This window comes from Amycolatopsis roodepoortensis (assembly GCF_014873915.1).
Taxonomy (GTDB): domain Bacteria; phylum Actinomycetota; class Actinomycetes; order Mycobacteriales; family Pseudonocardiaceae; genus Amycolatopsis; species Amycolatopsis roodepoortensis.
On sequence record NZ_JADBEJ010000002.1, the window covers coordinates 33961 to 52501 of the forward strand.

The 18541-nt window shown below is 69.1% G+C and carries 20 protein-coding genes; 16 read left to right on the forward strand and 4 right to left on the reverse strand.

The window, feature by feature from the left end; all coding sequences use genetic code 11:
- Window positions 1-40 precede the first annotated feature (40 nt).
- The 7 genes from purD (at window position 41) to H4W30_RS09255 (ending at window position 6495) form a co-directional block, all read left to right on the forward strand.
- Window positions 41-1303 carry a phosphoribosylamine--glycine ligase gene (purD, locus tag H4W30_RS09225; RefSeq protein ID WP_034312495.1) on the forward strand — a complete coding sequence of 421 codons (1263 nt, stop codon included), beginning with the start codon at window positions 41-43 and terminating at the stop codon, window positions 1301-1303.
- A gap of 134 nt (window positions 1304-1437) precedes the next feature.
- Window positions 1438-1824 (forward strand): PE domain-containing protein, encoded by a 387-nt coding sequence (locus H4W30_RS09230; protein ID WP_192742516.1) that lies wholly within the window; start codon window positions 1438-1440, stop codon window positions 1822-1824.
- The gene (locus H4W30_RS09235; protein WP_225949222.1) at window positions 1775-2416 is read left to right on the forward strand and encodes a DUF3558 domain-containing protein; all 642 of its coding nucleotides are present in this window, start codon (window positions 1775-1777) and stop codon (window positions 2414-2416) included. Before H4W30_RS09230 ends, H4W30_RS09235 begins: the two co-directional genes overlap by 50 nt.
- A 10-nt stretch (window positions 2417-2426) precedes the next feature.
- Complete coding sequence (locus H4W30_RS09240; RefSeq protein WP_192742517.1) at window positions 2427-4094, forward strand: hypothetical protein; 1668 nt, start codon at window positions 2427-2429, stop codon at window positions 4092-4094.
- A gap of 4 nt (window positions 4095-4098) precedes the next feature.
- Window positions 4099-4869 (forward strand): ESX secretion-associated protein EspG, encoded by a 771-nt coding sequence (locus H4W30_RS09245; RefSeq protein WP_192742518.1) that lies wholly within the window; start codon window positions 4099-4101, stop codon window positions 4867-4869.
- A 148-nt stretch (window positions 4870-5017) separates the two neighbouring features.
- Window positions 5018-5329, forward strand: a complete 312-nt coding sequence (locus tag H4W30_RS09250; protein ID WP_185927309.1) for a hypothetical protein — start codon at window positions 5018-5020, stop codon at window positions 5327-5329.
- Between the two features lie 44 nt (window positions 5330-5373).
- Window positions 5374-6495: a transglycosylase SLT domain-containing protein gene (locus tag H4W30_RS09255; protein WP_192742519.1), complete on the forward strand. Its 1122-nt coding sequence runs from the start codon at window positions 5374-5376 to the stop codon at window positions 6493-6495.
- Between the two features lie 448 nt (window positions 6496-6943).
- On the opposite strand, the gene H4W30_RS09260 is transcribed toward H4W30_RS09255, so the two are convergent.
- Window positions 6944-8128, reverse strand: coding sequence for an FAD-dependent monooxygenase (locus tag H4W30_RS09260; protein WP_192742520.1), 1185 nt, complete (start codon window positions 8126-8128; stop codon window positions 6944-6946).
- 160 nt (window positions 8129-8288) lie between these two features.
- On the opposite strand from H4W30_RS09260, the gene H4W30_RS09265 reads away from it, so the two are divergent.
- The 3 genes from H4W30_RS09265 to H4W30_RS09275 all read left to right on the forward strand — a co-directional run bounded on the left by H4W30_RS09265 (window position 8289) and on the right by H4W30_RS09275 (window position 10773).
- Entirely contained in the window at window positions 8289-9191 is a 903-nt protein-coding gene (locus H4W30_RS09265) for a TetR/AcrR family transcriptional regulator C-terminal domain-containing protein (RefSeq protein WP_192742521.1), read from the forward strand.
- Between the two features lie 10 nt (window positions 9192-9201).
- Window positions 9202-10365: a pyridoxal phosphate-dependent aminotransferase gene (locus H4W30_RS09270; RefSeq protein WP_192742522.1), complete on the forward strand. Its 1164-nt coding sequence runs from the start codon at window positions 9202-9204 to the stop codon at window positions 10363-10365.
- 222 nt (window positions 10366-10587) lie between these two features.
- Window positions 10588-10773, forward strand: a complete 186-nt coding sequence (locus tag H4W30_RS09275) for a hypothetical protein (protein WP_007032516.1) — start codon at window positions 10588-10590, stop codon at window positions 10771-10773.
- Here the strand turns inward: H4W30_RS09275 and H4W30_RS09280 are convergent.
- The 3 genes from H4W30_RS09280 to H4W30_RS09290 all read right to left on the reverse strand — a co-directional run bounded on the left by H4W30_RS09280 (window position 10770) and on the right by H4W30_RS09290 (window position 13302).
- Entirely contained in the window at window positions 10770-11591 is an 822-nt protein-coding gene (locus H4W30_RS09280) for an SAM-dependent methyltransferase (protein WP_192742523.1), read from the reverse strand. The two genes, H4W30_RS09275 and H4W30_RS09280, sit on opposite strands and share 4 nt — an antisense overlap.
- A gap of 89 nt (window positions 11592-11680) precedes the next feature.
- Complete coding sequence (locus tag H4W30_RS09285) at window positions 11681-12271, reverse strand: HAD family hydrolase (protein WP_192742524.1); 591 nt, start codon at window positions 12269-12271, stop codon at window positions 11681-11683.
- Window positions 12272-12273: 2 nt separating this feature from the next.
- The gene (locus H4W30_RS09290) at window positions 12274-13302 is read right to left on the reverse strand and encodes a threonine aldolase family protein (RefSeq protein ID WP_192742525.1); all 1029 of its coding nucleotides are present in this window, start codon (window positions 13300-13302) and stop codon (window positions 12274-12276) included.
- Window positions 13303-13437: 135 nt separating this feature from the next.
- Here H4W30_RS09290 and H4W30_RS09295 point away from each other — a divergent pair, with 135 nt between their 5' ends.
- The 6 genes from H4W30_RS09295 (at window position 13438) to H4W30_RS09320 (ending at window position 18540) form a co-directional block, all read left to right on the forward strand.
- Window positions 13438-13956, forward strand: a complete 519-nt coding sequence (locus H4W30_RS09295; protein WP_005152531.1) for a SigE family RNA polymerase sigma factor — start codon at window positions 13438-13440, stop codon at window positions 13954-13956.
- Window positions 13943-14647, forward strand: a complete 705-nt coding sequence (locus tag H4W30_RS09300; RefSeq protein WP_192742526.1) for a hypothetical protein — start codon at window positions 13943-13945, stop codon at window positions 14645-14647. The genes H4W30_RS09295 and H4W30_RS09300 overlap by 14 nt, the downstream gene beginning before the upstream one ends.
- Window positions 14648-14670: 23 nt before the next feature.
- The gene (locus tag H4W30_RS09305) at window positions 14671-15264 is read left to right on the forward strand and encodes a TetR/AcrR family transcriptional regulator (RefSeq protein WP_192742527.1); all 594 of its coding nucleotides are present in this window, start codon (window positions 14671-14673) and stop codon (window positions 15262-15264) included.
- Between the two features lie 20 nt (window positions 15265-15284).
- Window positions 15285-16715, forward strand: a complete 1431-nt coding sequence (gene purB / locus H4W30_RS09310; RefSeq protein WP_192742528.1) for an adenylosuccinate lyase — start codon at window positions 15285-15287, stop codon at window positions 16713-16715.
- Between the two features lie 220 nt (window positions 16716-16935).
- Window positions 16936-17763, forward strand: a complete 828-nt coding sequence (locus tag H4W30_RS09315; RefSeq protein ID WP_192742529.1) for a substrate-binding periplasmic protein — start codon at window positions 16936-16938, stop codon at window positions 17761-17763.
- A gap of 3 nt (window positions 17764-17766) precedes the next feature.
- The gene (locus H4W30_RS09320; RefSeq protein WP_192742530.1) at window positions 17767-18540 is read left to right on the forward strand and encodes an ABC transporter substrate-binding protein; all 774 of its coding nucleotides are present in this window, start codon (window positions 17767-17769) and stop codon (window positions 18538-18540) included.
- The last annotated feature ends 1 nt before the right edge of the window (window position 18541 follow it).

Here is an 18541-nt window from a genome sequence, read left to right on the forward strand (position 1 = left end):
GACGTCTCTGTAGCTCACCGGCCCGGTTACCCTGTGCGTCGTGCGCGTACTGGTAATCGGGTCCGGCGCCCGTGAGCATGCACTCGTCCTCGCGGTCGCGGAAGACCCTTCCGTCACCGCACTGGCCTGTGCCCCGGGCAACGCCGGCACCGCAGCGGTGGCCGAGCAACTCGGCGTGGACGCGGCCGACCCCGAGTCCGTGTCCGCCCTCGCCAAGCAGTGGCAGGCGGATCTGGTGGTGGTCGGTCCCGAGGTCCCGCTGGTGGCCGGTGTCGCCGACGCGGTCCGGAAGGCGGGCATCGCCTGCTTCGGCCCGTCCGCGTCCGCGGCGAGGATCGAGGGCTCGAAGGCGTTCGCGAAGGACGTCATGGCGGCCGCGAAGGTGCCGACGGCGCACTGCGAGGTCGTCGACAACCCGGCCCGGCTCGACGCCGCGCTCGGCCGTTTCGGCCCCACCTGGGTGGTCAAGGACGACGGTCTCGCCGCGGGCAAGGGCGTCGTGGTCACCACGGACGTCGACGTCGCGCGCAAGCACGCCCTGATGCTGCTCGACGGCGGCCACCCGGTGCTCCTGGAGTCCTTCCTCGACGGCCCTGAGGCCTCTCTCTTCTGCTTCGTCGACGGCCGCACGGTCGTGCCGTTGCTGCCCGCGCAGGACTTCAAGCGTGTCGGCGACGGCGACGCGGGCCCGAACACCGGCGGCATGGGTGCGTACGCGCCGTTGCCGTGGGCGCCGAAGGACCTGGTCGACGACGTCGTCGCCCGCATCGTGCAGCCCGTGGTCGACGAGCTCGACAACCGCGGCGCCACCTTCTCCGGCCTGCTCTACGCCGGTCTCGCGCTGACTTCCGAGGGCCCGCAGGTCATCGAGTTCAACTGCCGGTTCGGCGACCCGGAGACCCAGGTCGTCCTGGCGCTGCTGCGCAGCCCGCTCGGCAAGGTCCTGCACGCGACGGCGACCGGCAAGCTCGCCGAACTGCCGCCGCTGGAGTGGGACTCCGGCGCGGCGGTCACCGTCGTGCTCGCCGCGGACGGCTACCCCGGCAAGCCGAGGACCGGCGACGTCATCACCGGTGGCGAGCTCGAAGGCGTGCTCCACGCCGGCACCCGCCGCCGCGACGACGGCGCCGTGGTCTCCTCCGGCGGCCGGGTGCTGTCGGTCGTCGGCACCGGCAAGAACCTGAAGGCCGCCCGCAAGGACGCCTACGCGACGGTCGAGAAGGTCCACCTGGCCGGCTCCCACCACCGCACCGACATCGCCCTGCTCGCCGCCAAGGGAGAGATCGCCACCCCGGTCTCGTGAATCCCGGACGGAACCGCCCGGGCGACCGCTGCGTCTAACCCGGTATTTCCTGAGAAGCTTAGGCGCTCGATACATCGGCGTTGGTAGCCTCGACAGGGCGAACGGTCACCGTGCGTGTTTCCAAGGGGTGGGGAATGGCAGCATCGAGCAAGATCCAGGACCTCACGTCGGCGGTCCCGACGCCACCGTCGGTGGCCGACATCAGAGTCGATCCGTCGAAGCTGCTCGAAGTCGCGAAGATCGTCGAAGAGCAGGTCGACGCGTTGCAGGACAAGCTCATGACGCGGCTGGACCAGCTGCGTATCGACACACCGGCCAACGACACCGTGAGCGTGCACGCGACCAGCGTCTGGAACGAGCTCGTGGCCGACGGCGACCAGTCGTACGCCGCGCAGGTCCGCGCCTACGTTGCCGGTCTCCGTGGCCTGGTCGGCCAGCTCCGCACGGCGGCCAAGGAGTACAAGACCAGTGATGCGGACAAGGCCGCCGCGTTCGGGGACCGTGGTGTACACCGGGCGTAGGCCTCGTGTGCTGGTGACCGGCGGGGTGCTCACCCTCGCGCTGGCCGGATGCGCCACGGACACGGGCGGGCAGGCGTTCCCCGACGAACCGGCGCTGGCCTCGGTCACGCAGGGCGCCAAGGCGTCGGCGCTGCCCGCCAGGCCCGCCGAACTGAGCCTCCAGGGTGTCGACCCGTGCGCGCTGCTCACCGATCCGCAGCTCGACCAGCTCAAGATCAACAGCAAACCGCGCGCGGCCGCGGAACCGATCGACGGCCCCACCTGTGTCCTCGACGCGGACGCCGCGCAGCCCTTCCACAGCTATTACGTCCGCACGATCACCGCGGACGTCGAAGAATGGTTCACCGGCAAGCGCCGCAAGAACAGCATGACGACGGAACCGACGGCGGTCGGCGGGTTCCCCGCCATCAGGAACCACCGTGACGCCGGCACACCGGGCGACTGCGAAACGCTCGTCGGGGTCGCTCAGGGACAGACGCTGGCGGTGCGGGCGGTCACCGTCACCGCCGGCGCGTTCACCATGCCGCAGCTGTGCGAGATGTCCGCACAGGCGGCCGATTCGGCTTTGCAGACCTTGAAAGCACGCAACTAGGGAGGGCGGCGTGAACGTTTCCGACCTCGCGGGCAGGCTCCGCGATCTTCGGTTCGACGGCTACACCGACACCGGGATCGCGACCGAGATCGAACGCTTCCGCAGCGGTGACGGCACCGGAAGCATCGGTATCGCCGTCGACGCGTTGAAATCCGTCGCGGGCGCGCTCGCCGACACCGACAAGACGCTGCGTGACGAGCTGGGCAAGCTCGGCGTGGAATGGCAAAGCGAGGCCGGCGGTGCCGCCGGTCAGGTGTTCACCGAGCAGGCGGGTTTCTCCCAGGACGCGAACTCGAAGGTCTCGCACTCCGCGGAGATGATCTTCGCCCAGGGTGAGGCCTTCAACCGGACGCTGCACAAGCTCCCGGATCCGGAGGTGGTCCGGAAGGGCGCCGGCGGCCTGACCGTCGGTGACGTCCTGCTGAGCCTGATCGGGTTCGAGACCGACCACGCCAAAACCGTCAGCGCCGCGAACAACGCGCGGGCGCAGGCGCAGGAGGCGTTGAACGACTACGCCAAGACGAGCGGCGAGAACCTGCTGTCGACCGGCACGCTGGCCGACCCGCAGGCGATGAACCTGACCCAGACCACGACGGCCGCCGGAGCGGGCGGTGGTTCCGCCACGCTCGATCTGGCGGGCACGGCCACGGATCTGACCCCGGACGGCAGCGTGCGGCCCGCGTCGGCCGCCGTCGAATCGAAGTACGTGCCGCCGGTCGCGCAGCCCGTCAGCAACCCGAAGGCGCCGTCCTACGACGCGCCGACCCCGGCCTACGGCGTCGCCATGGGCGGCGGGACGGCCCGCAAGACCGGCGCGTCGGTGCCGAACGCCGGGGCCACGGCGCCCGCGGCCGCCGCTCCGACCACGCCCTCCGGCACGTCGAAGCCCGCCCCCGCACCAGGTGCCGGCTGGGTGACGCCGAACCGGCCGTCCCCGCAGCCCGAACAGGGCAGGCCGTCGTACCCGGTCACCGGCTCGCCGACCTCGCCGCCGTTCGCTCCGCCGGGCGCGCCGAACATCCCGAACACCCCGAACGTGCCGCCGGGCCAGTCCACCGGCAGCGCGCCGCCGAACAGCACCACCTCGGCGCAGCCGGTCGGCAAGTCGTTCGGCACCGGCCCCGGTCTCGACAGCGCCGTCGGCAAGGGTCCCGGCTCCAGCTCGGGCCCTGGTGTCTTCGGCAACGTCGGCGGTGGCGCGGGTGGCGACCAGGCGCTCGGCAAGGGCCGCTCCGTCGGCTCCGGACCGCAGGCGCCGATGGCCCCAGGCAACGAATCCGGCCGCGGTTTCCCAGCCGTCCCGAAGATCGCCGGCCCGGCCGCGGGCGACCTGGGCGCCGGTGCCGCGGCGCTCGGCGCCGGTGTCGCCGGTGGCGCGCTCAGTGGCGACCGGGAACGCGACCGCCGTCCCCGTCAGGAAGGCGGCGGCGTGAAGCCGACCCGCCAGCTCCCGATCGGTGAGCTTCCCGAAGAGGAGGCCATGCGGCGCTCGGAGAAGATCGGCGCGAAGCAGCCGAAGCCCGAGTCGAAGTTCATGGAGCGTGCGGCCACCCAGGACGTCGAAGAGGACGCGGAGCACATCAGGCGTTACGGCGTCGACGACAAGGACCTGTTCACCGACGAGCGGCTGGTGTCCCCGGACGTCATCGGTGACCACGGCAACCGGGAAGCGCGCTGAACCTGTGCCGAACGACAACGGCAGCCTGGTGCTGTCCGCACTCGAGTTCGAAATGCTCTGGGAAGCCGAACGGCTGCCCCGCCGTCATGCCGCACTCGACGTGCCGAGCCCCGGAACGACCCATACGGAGCGGGCGGCGCTGATCGAAGAAGCCTGGGAATCCCTGCGCGCGCGAGGTCTCGCGCGGGGACACCAGGCGTCGGGCGAGCTGGTCGACATGCTGAACCTGTTCGCGCACCCCCGGATCGCGATCGACGTCTGGGTGTGGACCGACCGCGAGATCAAGGGCCAGGCGGTGAGCGTCGGCAACCAGGCGTTGCTCGGCGTGATCGACTCCGGCCAGGTGTGGCTGATCCCCGCCAGGGAGAGCTCCCTCGCCGAAGCCGCGGTCTCGGTCGCGGGTGATCTCGGCCCCGGCGTCGGCCAGTCGATCAGCGTCCCGCACGACGTCCTCGTCCAGGCCGACGCCGCCGCCCGCGGCGACGCGAAGGCTCTGGTCACCGCACTGGAAGACCTGGACGTGCCCCTCTGGCAGGCCCAGGAGGTGGCGGGCATGCTGCTCGGCCAGGAGGCACGCGGCCAGTTCGGTGTCGAACGCGCGGGCCGCGACGGCCGGCCCCGGCGCGCGGACAGGGTGGTCGCCTTCTACGACACGGACGCGGGGCGGTACCTGTTCCAGGTCGCGCGGAACCGGGACGGGCGGGATTGGGCGACCATCACCCCGGCCGACAACCAGTTGCTGGCGACCAGGATCCGGGAAGTCACCGATTTCTGATTCGCCCGATTATCGGCGGGGTGGAAGTTGGCGTGGATACGCGCACGGCCAACTCCGGAGGTCTTAAAGTAGGCGCCGGGAACCGTCCTGACCGGCCGCGCGTCTGATCGGGCGGATACGAGTTTTTCCGTGAAGGGGATGACGAACCGTGCCTGTGTACGACCCGGATTCCATGGGGATCGCCGCCGGTCAGGTGGAGAAGCTCAAGGACGAGTTCGAGAAGACGAAAAAAGGCGTCACCGGGATGGATGACGAGAAGGAATCCCCCTTCGGCGGAGTGGACGAGCACGGCGACGCGCACGGCGCGGTCGGCAAGTTCAAACAGGGCGTCCACAACGAATTCGATTCGGCCGGTCAGCTGATGGAGGCCACGGCCTTCGTGCTGCGAAAGGCGGCGGGGTTGATCAAGGAGACCGAAGCGGTCCACGTGGACAACCTGAAGGTGCACGGGGAACTGTGACGACTCGCCAGGCCTGGGGGCCGCGGACCAAGGGGGCTTGAGCAGTGGCTTTGAACGGTGTCGGCGCCGGCACGCCGGACGGCTGGGACGGACTGACCCAGAAGGCCGAGCAGATCAGCAAGGTCAACCTCGCCGCCATTCAGAACGCGTCGAGGCAGTTCAAGACGGCGGCCGACAACGCGGGTGACCACAGCGCGGCGTTGAAAACGTCGACCGAAGCGTTGAACGGCGGCGTCTGGGCCGGACCCGCCGCGGAGGCCTTCTTCGAGTACGTCAAGTCGATCACGAGCGCCGGGAAGAACGTCGAGGAGCAGCTCGGCAAGGTCGTCGACGACCTCGATCGCGTCCACACCGATCTCGGCAACATCAAGATGCAGGTGAAGGGCGTCTACGAAGACGCCGAAGCCGCGGTCAACAAAAGGAACACCCAGGCGGAGGCGGACAAGAACGCCGCGATCACGGCCGCCGCGCAGGCGGAGAAGGATCACAAGCCGGCGCCGAGCCCTTCGGCCGACGAGATCATCCAAAAGGCCAAGACCGACATCAACGCGATCGCCAAGGACGCCGACGGCCGGGTCAAGGGACTGCTCGACCAGGCCAACCAGATGATCCAGAAGTCCCAAGAACTGATGAAGAAGGACATCCAGGGCGGTTACTCCACCGTCCCGATGCCCGGCAAGGACGGCTCCGTCCCGAAGCGCACCGGCGGTCTCCACGCCGGTGGCGGCGGTGGTGGAGGCGGTGGCGGTGGTGGCGGTGGGGGCGGCGGCCTCGGTCCGAGCGGCGGCCCGCCCTCGACGACACCGCCGGGCAACGTCCAGCAATGGATCCAAGAGGCCATCAAGATCCTGCAGGCCAACGGGATCCCGGTGACCGAGGCGGATATCCAGAAGATCTGGACGATCATCGAGAAGGAGTCCGGCGGCAACCCCAACGCCATCAACAACTGGGACTCCAACGCGGCGAAGGGCACGCCGTCCAAGGGGCTGATGCAGTGCATCGACCCGACCTTCAACGCGCACAAGCTTCCCGGGCACGACGACATCTACAACCCGGTGGACAACATCATCGCGGGCGTCCGGTACACGTTCTCGCGGTACGGCGGCTTCGAGGGCCACCCGGGCCTGAAGTCCATGGCCGGTGGCGGCGGTTACCAGGGCTACTAGCGAGATTGACCGGCTCGGTGCCAGCGTCTTGGCCCGTCCGAAGTCCGTGAAGGCCCCCTTCACTGCGCTAGACGCAATGAAGGGGGCCTTCACGCGCCGGAACTGGGTTCAGGTCGCCCATCTGGACGGACGACACGCGTGATCCGATGGACGTCACGCGTGATCAGACGGACGACACGCGTGATCCGATGGACGACACGCGTGACTGGATGGCCACCACGCTCGCGGCCGTATCGCGTCGCGCGTCGTCCGTCTGGACACGCGTGTCGTCCGTCTGGACACGCGTGTCGTCCGTCTGGACACGCGTGTCGGCCATTCCGTCACGGGTGTCGTCCCTCCAATCACGCGAGTCCCTGGCCCTCGTGTCGCGAAAGCCACTTTCGGGACATCTAGCGTCGCGAAAGTGGCTTTCGCGACACGCCTTCGGGACCCGAGGCTCCCGAGCGCTTCAGTAATCCTTGAGCACCAAGGCGTTCGCCGCCTCCGTCAGCGGCCGCATGGCCGCCTTCATCACCCGGTCGCGGAACGGCAGATAGGGCAGCAGCCGCATCGACTGGATCTGCTTCCACTGCCGGAACCGCGTCTGCTTCTTCTGGTTCAGCGAAGCCAGCGCTTGGTTCCGAAGAATGAACGGCCGCATTTCCCTTTCGTACGAAGCGAAAGCGGCACGGTGGTCAGAAGAAGCAGCCAGTGAGCCGGCGAGCACATAGGCGCCGACGAGCGCCAAACTGGTGCCCTGCCCCGAAAGTGGCGAAGGCCCGTACCCCGCATCACCGACCAACGCGACGCGGCCGTCGGTGAACCGGTCCATCCGGATCTGCGTCATGGAATCGAAGTACAGCTCGCTCGACGCCATTTCCCGAAGCAGCCGCGGGATTTCCCAGCCCTGCCCCGGAAATCGGTCCGCGATCAGCTTCCGTTGCTGCTCGACGTCGTGGCGGTCGAAGTCGAGTTCCGGCGACTGGAAGCCGAGCATCGCCCGAGCCTCGGTGTTCTTTCGCGCGCTGTACAGCCCGGCCAGCTTTCCCGGGGTCATGTGGAAGACCTGCCAGCGGTCGAGATCGAGGAAGTTCGGCACGGTGAACACCGCGAGATAGGTGTCCAGGTAGTGCGAAAACTGTTTCTCCGCCCCGAAAACCAGCGATCGCACGGCCGAGTGCTGGCCGTCCGCGCCGACGACGAGGTCGAAGTCCCGCGCCTCGCCGCGAGCGAAGGTGACCCGGACACCGTCGGTCTGCTGCGCGATTCCGGTGATCCAGTCCCCGTAGACGTACTCGACACCCTCCTGGGCGACCGAGGCCAGCGTGTCGGTGAGGTCGTCCCGCAGGATCTCGACGTCCTCGCTGTCGGTGAGCCCGCCGGTCAGCGTGTGGTCGGTGACCTTCACGAGCGTTTTCCCCTCGCCGTTCACGAACGACATCCCGCGCATGTCCGTGCTCAGCTCCCGGAGCCGCCCGAGCACCCCCATCCGGTCGACGACGCCGAGCGCCGTGCCCCGGATGTCGACCGCGTGCCCGCCGACGCGGGGCGCGGGGGCCCGCTCGACGACCGTCGGCGCAAAACCGTGCCGACGCAGCCAGTACGCCAGCGTCGTACCGGCTATTCCCGCTCCCGAAATCAGGACCTTCCGCATGCCCACTCCCTGTGTACGGTGTTTTGAAGCACTGCGTACAACGTATGGACACCGCGTCAAAACCCCAGGAAAAGTCGCAGAAAATCCCCAGTGCACTAGTGCGGTCGAGCTAGTGCGCCCGATAAGGTGCCGTCAGGTGCACTATGGCAAGGAGCCGACCATGACCGAGCCGCCCTACCTGCGGATCGCCGCCGAGATCCGCCGCCGGATCACCTCCGGTGAGCTGCGCGAGGGCGACAAGGTCCCGTCGACGCGCCGGATCATCGCCGAATGGGGCGTCGCGATGGCGACCGCGACGAAGGTGCTCGCCACGCTGAAACGGGACGGCCTGGTCGTCGCCAAACCCGGCGCGGGCACGGTCGTCGCGAGCCGCAACCGGAAGCCCGCGCCGAGGACCGAGGCGGAGCTGTCACGCGAGCGGGTGGTCAAGGCGGCGATCCGGATCGCCGACGCCGAGGGCATCCGCGCGCTCTCGATGCGCCGCGTCGCCTCCGGCCTCGGCGTCGCGACGATGGCGCTTTATCGCCATGTCACCGCGAAGGAGGAGCTGATCCTCGAAATGGCGGACCTGGCGCTCGGCGAGATCCGCTTCCCGCCCGAGCCGCCGCCCGGCTGGCGGGCGCAGCTGGAGCTGATGGCGAGGGCGCAATGGGCCCTGTTCCGGCGGCATCCGTGGCTCGCGCAGGCGCTCTCGATCACCCGCCCGCAGCCGCTGCCGAACCTGCTCGCCCACGCGGACTGGGCGACCCGCGCGCTCGACGGCCACGGCCTCCCGCCGTCGACGATCATGTACGCGCACATCACGATCTTCAACCACGTCCGCGGGATCGCCCTCAGCTTCGAGGCCGAAGCCGACACCGAATCCGGGACGGCGGTCTCGGCCGACGCCTGGCTGGCGGAGCACGAGCCGATCCTCTGGGATCTGGTCTCCGGCGGTCGTTTCCCGAACTTCGCCGGTGTCGTCTCGCGCGCCCCGTTCGACTACGACCTCGACACGCTCTTCGAGTTCGGGCTCCAACGACTCCTCGACGGCTACGCGGCCCTCCTCGCGAAGGCGAGTTAGCCTCACCCGCATGTCCTTCCCCGGTCCCGCCGCACGTTCCGCCGTCCCGCCGTTCCATGTCATGGACGTCCTTTCGGCCGCGCAGGCGCGCCAACGCAGCCACGGGGACCTGGTCCCGCTGCTCGCCGGCCAGCCGTCCGCGCCGGCGCCGCGACCGGTCCTCGAAGCCGCGCAGCGGGCGCTGAAGGACCACAACCTCGGCTACACCGAGCAGCTCGGCATCCCCGAACTGCGCGAGGCCGTCGCGGAGCACTACAGCCGCACGTACCCGGTCGACGTGAGCCCCCAGGACGTCATCATGACGACCGGTTCCTCCGGCGGCTTCCTGCTCTCGTTCCTCAGCGCCTTCGAGGCGGGAGACCGGGTCGCGATGGCGCGTCCCGGCTATCCGGCCTACCGGAACCTGCTGAAGGTGCTCGGCTGCGAGGTCGTCGAGTTCGCCACCGGGCCCGAGACGAACTTCCAGCCCACCGTCGCCCGGCTGGACGAGCTGGGGCCCATCAAGGGACTCATCGTGGCCAGCCCGAGCAATCCGACCGGCACCGTCCTGCCACCGGGTGAACTCGCGGCGATCAGCGGCTGGTGCGCGTCACACGGCGTGCAGCTGATCAGCGACGAGATCTACCACGGGATCTCCTACGGCGCCGGGCTCGACTGCGCCTGGCAGTACGGCGACGAGGCGCTCGTCCTCGGCTCGTTCTCGAAGTACTTCGCCATGACCGGCTGGCGGCTCGGCTGGATGCTCGCGCCCCAGCGGCTGCATCGCGCGATCGACGTCCTGACCGGCAACTTCACCATCTGCCCGCCCGCGGTCTCCCAGCACGCCGCGGTCGCCGCGTTCACCCCGGAGGCGTACGCGGAGGCCGACGGCCACGTCGAGCGCTACCGGGCGAACCGCGACGTGCTCTTCGCCGGCCTCAAGGGCATCGGCATCGACAAGCTCGCGCCGGCCGAAGGCGCCTTCTACGCCTACGCCGATGTCTCCGCGTACACGAACGACAGCCTCAGCTGGTGCCAGCGGCTCCTCGCCGACACCGGGGTCGCGATCGCACCCGGGATCGACTTCGACCCGGTCGACGGCGGAAGGTTCGTGCGGTTCTCCTTCGCGGGATCGCGCGAGGACATCGACGAAGGGGTCCGCAGGCTCGGCGACTGGCTCGCTCAGCGTCCATAGGTGAACCCACGTCGCCAGGGCGCTTCCGAGGCCTTCTCGCGTCGTGTGGGCAGGCGCCCTGCCGCCGTGATAGCGGGGCCTTCGGCCGAGGCGGGTCCACCGGTCAGGGGGAACCCGGAAATCACCCTGAACGTTAGGCGGAACGAAGGCGCTCGCGAGTTCCGCCTGACAACCTGGACTCACCGGGTCCGCATGGGCACGGCGAGGCAATCGGAGGATGCCATGTTCTGGAAGATCGTCGGCGGGCTGATCCTGGCTTGGGTGGCCTTCATGGTGCTCGGATCCGTGCTCGGTTTTCTCGTGAAGGCCGTCTTTTGGATCGCCGTCATCGGCGGTGCGGTCTTCCTCGGCACGGCCGCGTATGGCGCCATCAAGGGCAAGGGCACCCCGAAGCAGCTGCGCCGCTAAGGCTTACGCGCCACCCCGCCGAGCGACGTGAAGTTCACGGGCGAAAGCGGGGTGAAGCGCGGGCCGTCCGGCCACCACAGGTGCGGATATGTCAGTCCCGGCTCCATGAGATCGAGTCCCTCGAAGAAGGACTCGATCTCTTCGCGCGTCCGGTACAGCGTGTCCAGCCCAGTGCCGTTGAAGCGCTTTTCGAGTGACGTCGCGACGTCGGCCGCTTCGGTGCCGTCGGCGGGATTGTGCTGGTGCAGCAGCGCGACGAACGAGCCCGGCGCCAGCGCGTCGACGTAGGCGCGGACGATCTTCCGCGCCTCGTCGAGATCCTGGATGTGGTGGACGATCGCGCACAGGATCAGCCCGACCGGCCGGTCGAATTCCAGCCGGTGAGTACGGGCGAGTTCCTCGATGACCTCGGCCGGTTCGGTCAGGTCCGCGGCCGCCATATGCGCGAAGTCGTTGGCCGCCAGCAGCGCGCGACCGTGTGCCTGGACCACCGGATCGTGGTCGACGTAGACGACCTGCGCCTCGGGGTTGTACCGCTGCGCGACCTGGTGCGTGTTGTCCATGGTCGGGAAGCCGGAGCCGAGGTCGAGGAACTGGTCGATGCCTTCGCGGTCGGTCAGGTAGCGCACGGTCCGGACCAGCCAGTGCCGGACCTCCTTGGCCATGGCCCGCGCGTCCGGCGAGATCTCCAGGATCTGGCGCAGCGCCACCCGGTCGGCCTCGTAGTTGTCCTGGCCGCCCATCAGCGCGTCGAAGACCCGCGCGATGCTCGGCCGGTCGAAATCGACGGGCACGAACGGGCGTCGGTCCACGGACATGGGCACCTACCGGGGGTGAATCGGTTCGGACTGGTTCAGCGTAGGTCATCCGCTTCACCGCGCGTAAGCGGATGAGCGACGAGGGTGAATTATTCCTCCGAAGAGCCGAAGCCGGATTTCGCCGTGGTCACGCCGACCCAGCGTTCCGCCCGCATCCCGACCGCCCGCGCACCGTCCACATTGGACTGACGGTCGTCGAAGAACAGGCAGTCGGCCGGTTCGGCGCCGAGTTCGGCGAGCAGGATCCGGTAGATCTTCGCGTCGGGCTTCATGCAGCCGAGGTCACCGGAAAAGAGCTTCACGCGGAACAGCTTCGCCCATTCCTGCTCGCGCACCCAGCGGCCGAAGGTGGACGACGCGTTCGAGAGCAGCGCGAGCGCCGCGCCCGCTTCGTGCAGCCCTTCCAGCAGTTCGATGACGTCCGGTTCGAGGTGCGTCCAGCCCTCGACGTCGATGCGGGTCAGCTCGTCGGAGAACGCCTTGTCGACCGGGACGTCCAGCGCGCGGCCGATGCTTTGCCAGTACTCGAGGTCCGTGCCGCCGGAGTCGTACCGGATCCGCTCGGCCCAGTAGTGCGGCTCGAAGTCGGCGACTTCGAGCCCGAAGTTCTTGGCCAAGGTCGGCAGCGCGTCGGTGTGCTCGCTGATGACGTCGCCGTAGTCGAAGACGATCCAGTTCACGTTCAGCCCCCGGTCTTGATGCGTTGAAGGGTTTCTTCGATGTCCGCCGCGGAAAGGTCCCGGTGTGCCACGAACCGGATCCGGCCCGAGCTCGGCAGGGTCAGGATCCCGAGGTCGGCCAGCCACGCCAGCCGTCCTTGGAGGTCGGGCGCGCCGACCTGCACGATGTTGGTCTCGGGAGCGTTGACCTCCCAGCCGTGCTCCGCGAGCCCGGCCGCGAGCCTGGTCGCGTTCTCGTGTGTCTCGGCGAGGTCGTCGATGCGGTCCAGAGCGACCATGCAGGCCGCGGCCAGCACGCCGCCCTGCCGGACACCGCCGCCGAGCATCTGGCGCATCCGCCGAGCCTTCTCGACGAACTCCTCGCTGCCCGCCACGACTGAGCCGACAGGTGCGCCGAGCCCCTTCGAGAAGCAAGCCGAAACGGTGTCGACGCCGACCGTCAGCGCCGCGGGCGGGATTCCCAGCGCGACCGACGCGTGCCAGATGCGGGCGCCGTCGAGGTGCACGGTCAGCCCGGCCTCCTTCGCCACCGCGACCAGCTGCGCGTGCTCGTCGGGCGGGGTGACCGCGCCGCCGGCCGTGTTGTGCGTGTTCTCCAGGCACAACAGCGGGGTGCGCAGCGCGTAGTACGGCCCGCGCGGGACGCCGATCGCGGCCGAAAGCGTTTCCGGCGTCGGACGGCCCGGTCCGGCGTCGTGTTCCAGCGGCTCCGGCATGCCGCCCGCGAGCCAGGCGGCGGACCCGAGTTCGTCGGTGATCACGTGCGAGCCGCGCGGCGCGAGGAACCGGTCCCCGCGCTGGAGATGGATGCTCAGCGCGATCAGGTTCGCCATGGTCCCGCTCGGCGTCCAGAGCGCGGCGGGCATGCCGAGGAGTTTCGCGGCGCGCTGTTCGAGCGCGCCGACGGTCGGATCACCGTCGAGGACGTTGTCGCCGACCTCGGCCTTCGCCATGGCCTGGCGCATGACGTCGTCCGGCCGGGTCACGGTGTCGGAGCGGAAATCGATCTGCGGAAGCGAGCGCGAGGTCACGGTACGATCACATCACATCGACGGGCCCGCGGTGAATCTCCTCCCCGGCTGGTCCGCCGCGCCCGCTCATGCAACCGTGGACGCCCCCGGTTCCGTCCTACCCACCGACGAGGCAAGAGCGGAGACAAAACCCGCGTGAACCAGCGCGACGAACAAGAGTTCGCGGAGTACTTCGCCGCGAAGAGGGACTCCGTGCGCAGGACCGCGTACATGCTCTGCGGTGACTGGCATCGTGCGGACGACCTCGCGCAGACGGCGTTCGTCGCGCTGCACCGGAGGTGGAAGAAGATCAGAGAACGGGCGGCGACCGACGCCTACGTGCGGAAGACGCTGGTCAGGGCGGCCATCGACGAGTCGAGGCGGCCGTGGCGGCGGGAGTGGCAGACCGAGGAGCTGCCCGAACCGCCGCAGGACGGCTTCGACCTCGGCGAACAGGTCGTCACCAGGGAGGACCTGCTGGCCGCGTTGCGCGAAGTGCCCCCGAAGCAGCGGGCCGTGCTGGTGCTCAGGTTCTTCGAGGGCCTGGACGTCGGTGCGGCGGCGAAGGCGCTCGGATGCAGCGAGGGGAACGTGAAGAGCCAGACCGCGCGCGGGCTGGCGAACCTCAGGCAGGTCATGGAGAAGGAGGAGGTGGCACGGGATGGACGAGAATGACCTGAAGGCGTTGTTCCGTGACGCCCCCGGCGACGCGCCGTCGCCGACCTTCGACACCGCCGACGTGGTCCGCGCCTCGAAACGCGCCACCGCTCGACGCCGAAACGGTATCGCGGTGGCCTGTAGTGCGGTGGTTTTGGTCTTGGCCGGAGTGGGCATGTTCGGCGTGCTCGGCGGAACCGAGCTCCAGACGGGAAGCGCGGCCAAATCCGAGAACGAAGCGGCCTCCGCGGGGCAACCCGGGGCGGAGTCCGTACGTCCTCTTGACAGCGGGGACCCCTCGAACTTCTCGAACCCGCCGCCTCAGCAGGGGGGCGACGGGCCAGAGAGGACCGGCCAGATGACGGCCGAAGGCACCTACGGGTGCGACCAGGTGGACCGGGAGCTCGCCACCGCCCTCGCTGGCGAGCTCCCGGTCCCCGTGGATGTCGCCAAGTCGACGCCCGGCGACCTCTGTACGACGGGAGCCAGGTCCGCGGGGTTCCAGGTGCCGGGCGGCACGGTGTCCGCCGCGGTCTTCCCGGCCGGTTCGGCCGTCCCGCCGGTGCCCACTGGGGCTGCTGAAGCGCGCCGGACCACCGCCAAGGGGTCGCTCGTGGTCGTGGTGAGCCTCGGTGACGGCTCGGGCAGGCCGGCGCTCCCGGAGTCCGACGTCGACAGGCTGGTCGGCGTCCTCGCCGCCCGCTACTGACCGAGCTGGCAAAATAGCCCGTCATGACCGCCGCAGCGACCACGCCGAAGGGTGAGCGACGCCGTGCCGAGCTCATCGAGGCCGCCGCGTCGCTGCTGGCCGAGGGCGGTTTCGACGCCGTGCGGCATCGTGCGGTCGCCGAACGCGCGGGGCTGCCGCTGGCGTCGACGACGTACTACTTCGACTCGCTCGAAGAGCTGGTCACCGCCGCGGTGGAGCATCACGCGAAGGTGGAGTTGGAGACCGGGCGGCGACGCCTCGACGAGCTGGCGACCCGCAACCGCGGTGTCGAGGCCACCGTCGACCTGGTGCTCGACATGCTCCTCGGCCCGCTTCGCCCGGATCGTGAGGCAGACGCCGAAGCGGTCCTCCTGCGCTACGAACGACTCGTCGGGACGGGCCGCCGTCCGTACCTTCGGCCGCTGATGCGGACGCTGTCCGCGCAGCTGTACGAACTGCTCCACGAGATCTTCGCGCGCTCCGGCACGCCTGTGGACGGCACCGAACTGGAGCGGTTGGTCGCCCTGGTCGACGGCGCCGTGGTCAACGCGCTGATCGAGGTCGACCCGGAGCCGCGGGCCGCCGCCGCCCGGATGCTGCAGGCCGCCCTCGCCTAGCGCCCGGTTAGTCTGGCCGCGTGACGGACAAGCCCCGCATCCCCAACGTGCTCGCCGGCCGCTACGCCTCGCCTGAGCTGGTCGAACTCTGGTCCCCGGAACGCAAGGTCGTGCTGGAGCGCGAGCTCTGGCTCGCCGTGCTCCGCGCGCAGGCCGACCTCGGTGTCGAGGTGGGCGAAGGTGTCGTCGCCGACTACGAACGCGTGCTGGAGCAGGTCGATCTCGACTCGATCGCCGCGCGCGAGCGCGTCACCCGGCACGACGTGAAGGCCCGCATCGAGGAGTTCAACGCGCTCGCCGGGCACGAGCACGTCCACAAGGGCATGACGTCGCGGGACCTCACCGAGAACGTCGAGCAGCTGCAGGTGCTCCGTTCCCTGGAGCTGATGCGGAGCCGTGTCGGCGCGGTGCTCGCCCGGCTCGCCGCGATCGCGGTCGAACACTCCGACACGGTGATGGCCGGCCGTTCGCACAACGTCGCCGCGCAGGCCACGACGCTGGGCAAGCGCTTCGCCACCGCCGCCGACGAACTGCTGGTCGCCTTCGACCGGCTCGAAAACCTCATCGGCCGCTACCCGCTGCGCGGGATCAAGGGCCCGGTCGGCACCGCGCAGGACATGCTCGACCTGCTCGGCGACGAGTCCACTTTGGACGAATTGGAGTCGCGGGTCGCGGCCCACCTCGGTTTCGAGAACGTGTTCACCAGCGTCGGCCAGGTGTACCCGCGTTCGCTCGACTTCGACGTGCTGTCCACCGTCGTCCAGCTGGCGGCCGCCCCGTCGAGCCTGGCGAAGACGATCCGCCTGATGGCCGGCCACGAGCTGGTCACCGAAGGCTTCAAGCCGGGACAGGTCGGCTCGTCGGCCATGCCGCACAAGATGAACACCCGTTCGTGCGAGCGCGTCAACGGGCTCGCCGTCGTGCTGCGCGGCTACCTGTCGATGGTCGGCGAGCTCGCCGGCGACCAGTGGAACGAAGGCGACGTGTCCGACTCCGTCGTCCGACGGGTCGCGCTGCCCGACGCGTTCTTCGCGCTCGACGGCCTGCTGGAGACCTTCCTCACGGTGCTGGCCGAGTTCGGCGCGTTCCCGGCGGTCATCGGACGTGAGCTCGATCGCTATCTGCCGTTCCTCGCGACCACCAAGGTGCTCATGGCGTCGGTCCGCGCGGGTGTCGGGCGTGAAACCGCTCACGAGGCGATCAAGGAGAACGCCGTCGGCGTCGCGCTCGCGATGCGGGAGCAGGGGCTGGCGGAGAACGACCTCCTCGACCGGCTCGCCGCCGACGAGCGCATCCCGCTCGACCGCGGTGAGCTGGACAAACTCCTCGCCGACCGCATCTCGTTCACCGGTGTCGCGCCGCGTCAGGTGGCCGCGATCGCGTCCCGCGTCGAGGCCATTCTGGAGCGTTTCCCGGAGGCTGCGAGCTACTCGCCGGCACCGATTCTCTGACCGCGCGTGAAGGCCCCCTTCCCTCGGCTCAGCCGAGGGAAGGGGGCCTTCACGCGCGTTGTGAGCAGCCCCACCACGGGGCGTTCACAGAGTGAGACGAAGTTACTCGATCGGGCGAAATGCCTAATCTCGATCGCTGAACCCGGAGCGCCAGGCCGCCCATGAGGCGGCCTGGCGTGTTTGTATCGCGCCTTGCGCGCCGACACCCACGGAAGAAGCGATGAGATCCACGCTGTCGAAGATCGTCGCCGTTGTCACGGCCGGAGCGGCCACCCTCGCCCTCGCCGCCTGCGGCTCCGGTGACGCGAGCACGACCGGCCAGAAGCTGCGGGTCGGCACCCTGACCGACGCGCCGCCGTCCATCTACCTGGAGAACGGCAACTTCACCGGCTACGACAACGAACTGCTGCGCGACATCGCGAAGCGCGAGGGCTTCGAGGTCGAGTTCGTCGGCACCGAATTCGCCGGTCTGCTCGCCGCCGTCGCCACCAACAAGTTCGACATCGGCAGCTCCACGATCTCCACCACCGAGGCCCGCAAGAAGACCGTCGCCTTCAGCAACGGCTACAGCACCGGGTTCACCTCGATCATCACCAAGAAGGGCGCGGGTCTCAAGGACGTCGGCGCCTTCAACGGCAAGCGGCTCGGCGTCGTGCAGGCGTCGGTCCAGGACGACTTCGCGACCGGCAAGGTGCCCGGCGCCAATGTCGTCCGCTTCCCCGACTACAACGCCGGTTTCGCGCAGCTGAAGGGCGGCAGCCTCGACGGCTGGGTCGTGCCGAAGGACATCGGGCAGAAGTACATCGACCAGAACCCGGATCTGCAGCTGGAGTTCGGCTACACCGTCGAGACCAAGGACACGCCGTCCGCGTTCGCCGTCCGCAAGGACAACAAGGAACTGCTGAAGAAGCTCAACGACGGCCTCGCGAAGGCCGTGGCGGACGGCACCGTCGCCCGTCTGCACGCTCAGTTCTTCAAGACCGAGCCGCTGCCCAAGGAACTCGAACAGGGCGGCCCCGGCCTGCCCGTCCAGAACGCGGGGGTCTGAAACATGAAGAAAACCTTGCTCGCCACGTTGGCCGCCGGCCTCGTCGCCGTGCTCGCCGCGTGCGGTGGTGGTGAGTCCGCCACCGAGAAGACCCTGCGCGTCGGGACGCTGAGTGACGCGCCGCCGAACATCTACGTCGAGAACGGCAACTACACCGGCTTCGACAACGAGCTGCTGAAGGCCATCGCCGCCAAGCAGAACCTGAAGCTCGAGTTCGCGTCGACCGACTTCTCGTCGCTGCTGGGCCAGGTCGCGAACAACCAGTTCGACATCGGCAGCTCGGCCATCGCGCAGACCGACGAGCGCAAGAAGAACGTCGACTTCTCCAGCCCGTACAACTTCGAGGTCATGAGCATCCAGACCAAGGACGGCTCGCCGATCACCGAGGAGAAGGGCTTGTCCGGCAAGCGGGTCGCGGTCATCCAGGCGACCGTCGGCGACAAGTGGCTCACCTCGACGGTGCCCGACGCGCAGGCCGTGCGCTTCCCGGGGTACGCCCCGGCGCTGGCCGCGCTGAAGAGCGGCGCGGTCGACGCCTACATCCTCGACCAGGCGATCGCCGAGACGAACGTCAAGGAGAGCACCGACGCGAAGCTCAAGGTCGTCAAGTCCTTCACCACCGACGTGCCCCACGGCTTCGCGGTGAAGAAGGGCAATGCGGAGCTGCTCACCAAGATCAACGAGGGCCTGAAACAGGTCATCGCCGACGGCACCTGGGTCAAGCTGCACGAGAAGTTCCTGCCGACGGCCCCGGTCCCGGACCAGTTCAAGGCGTGAG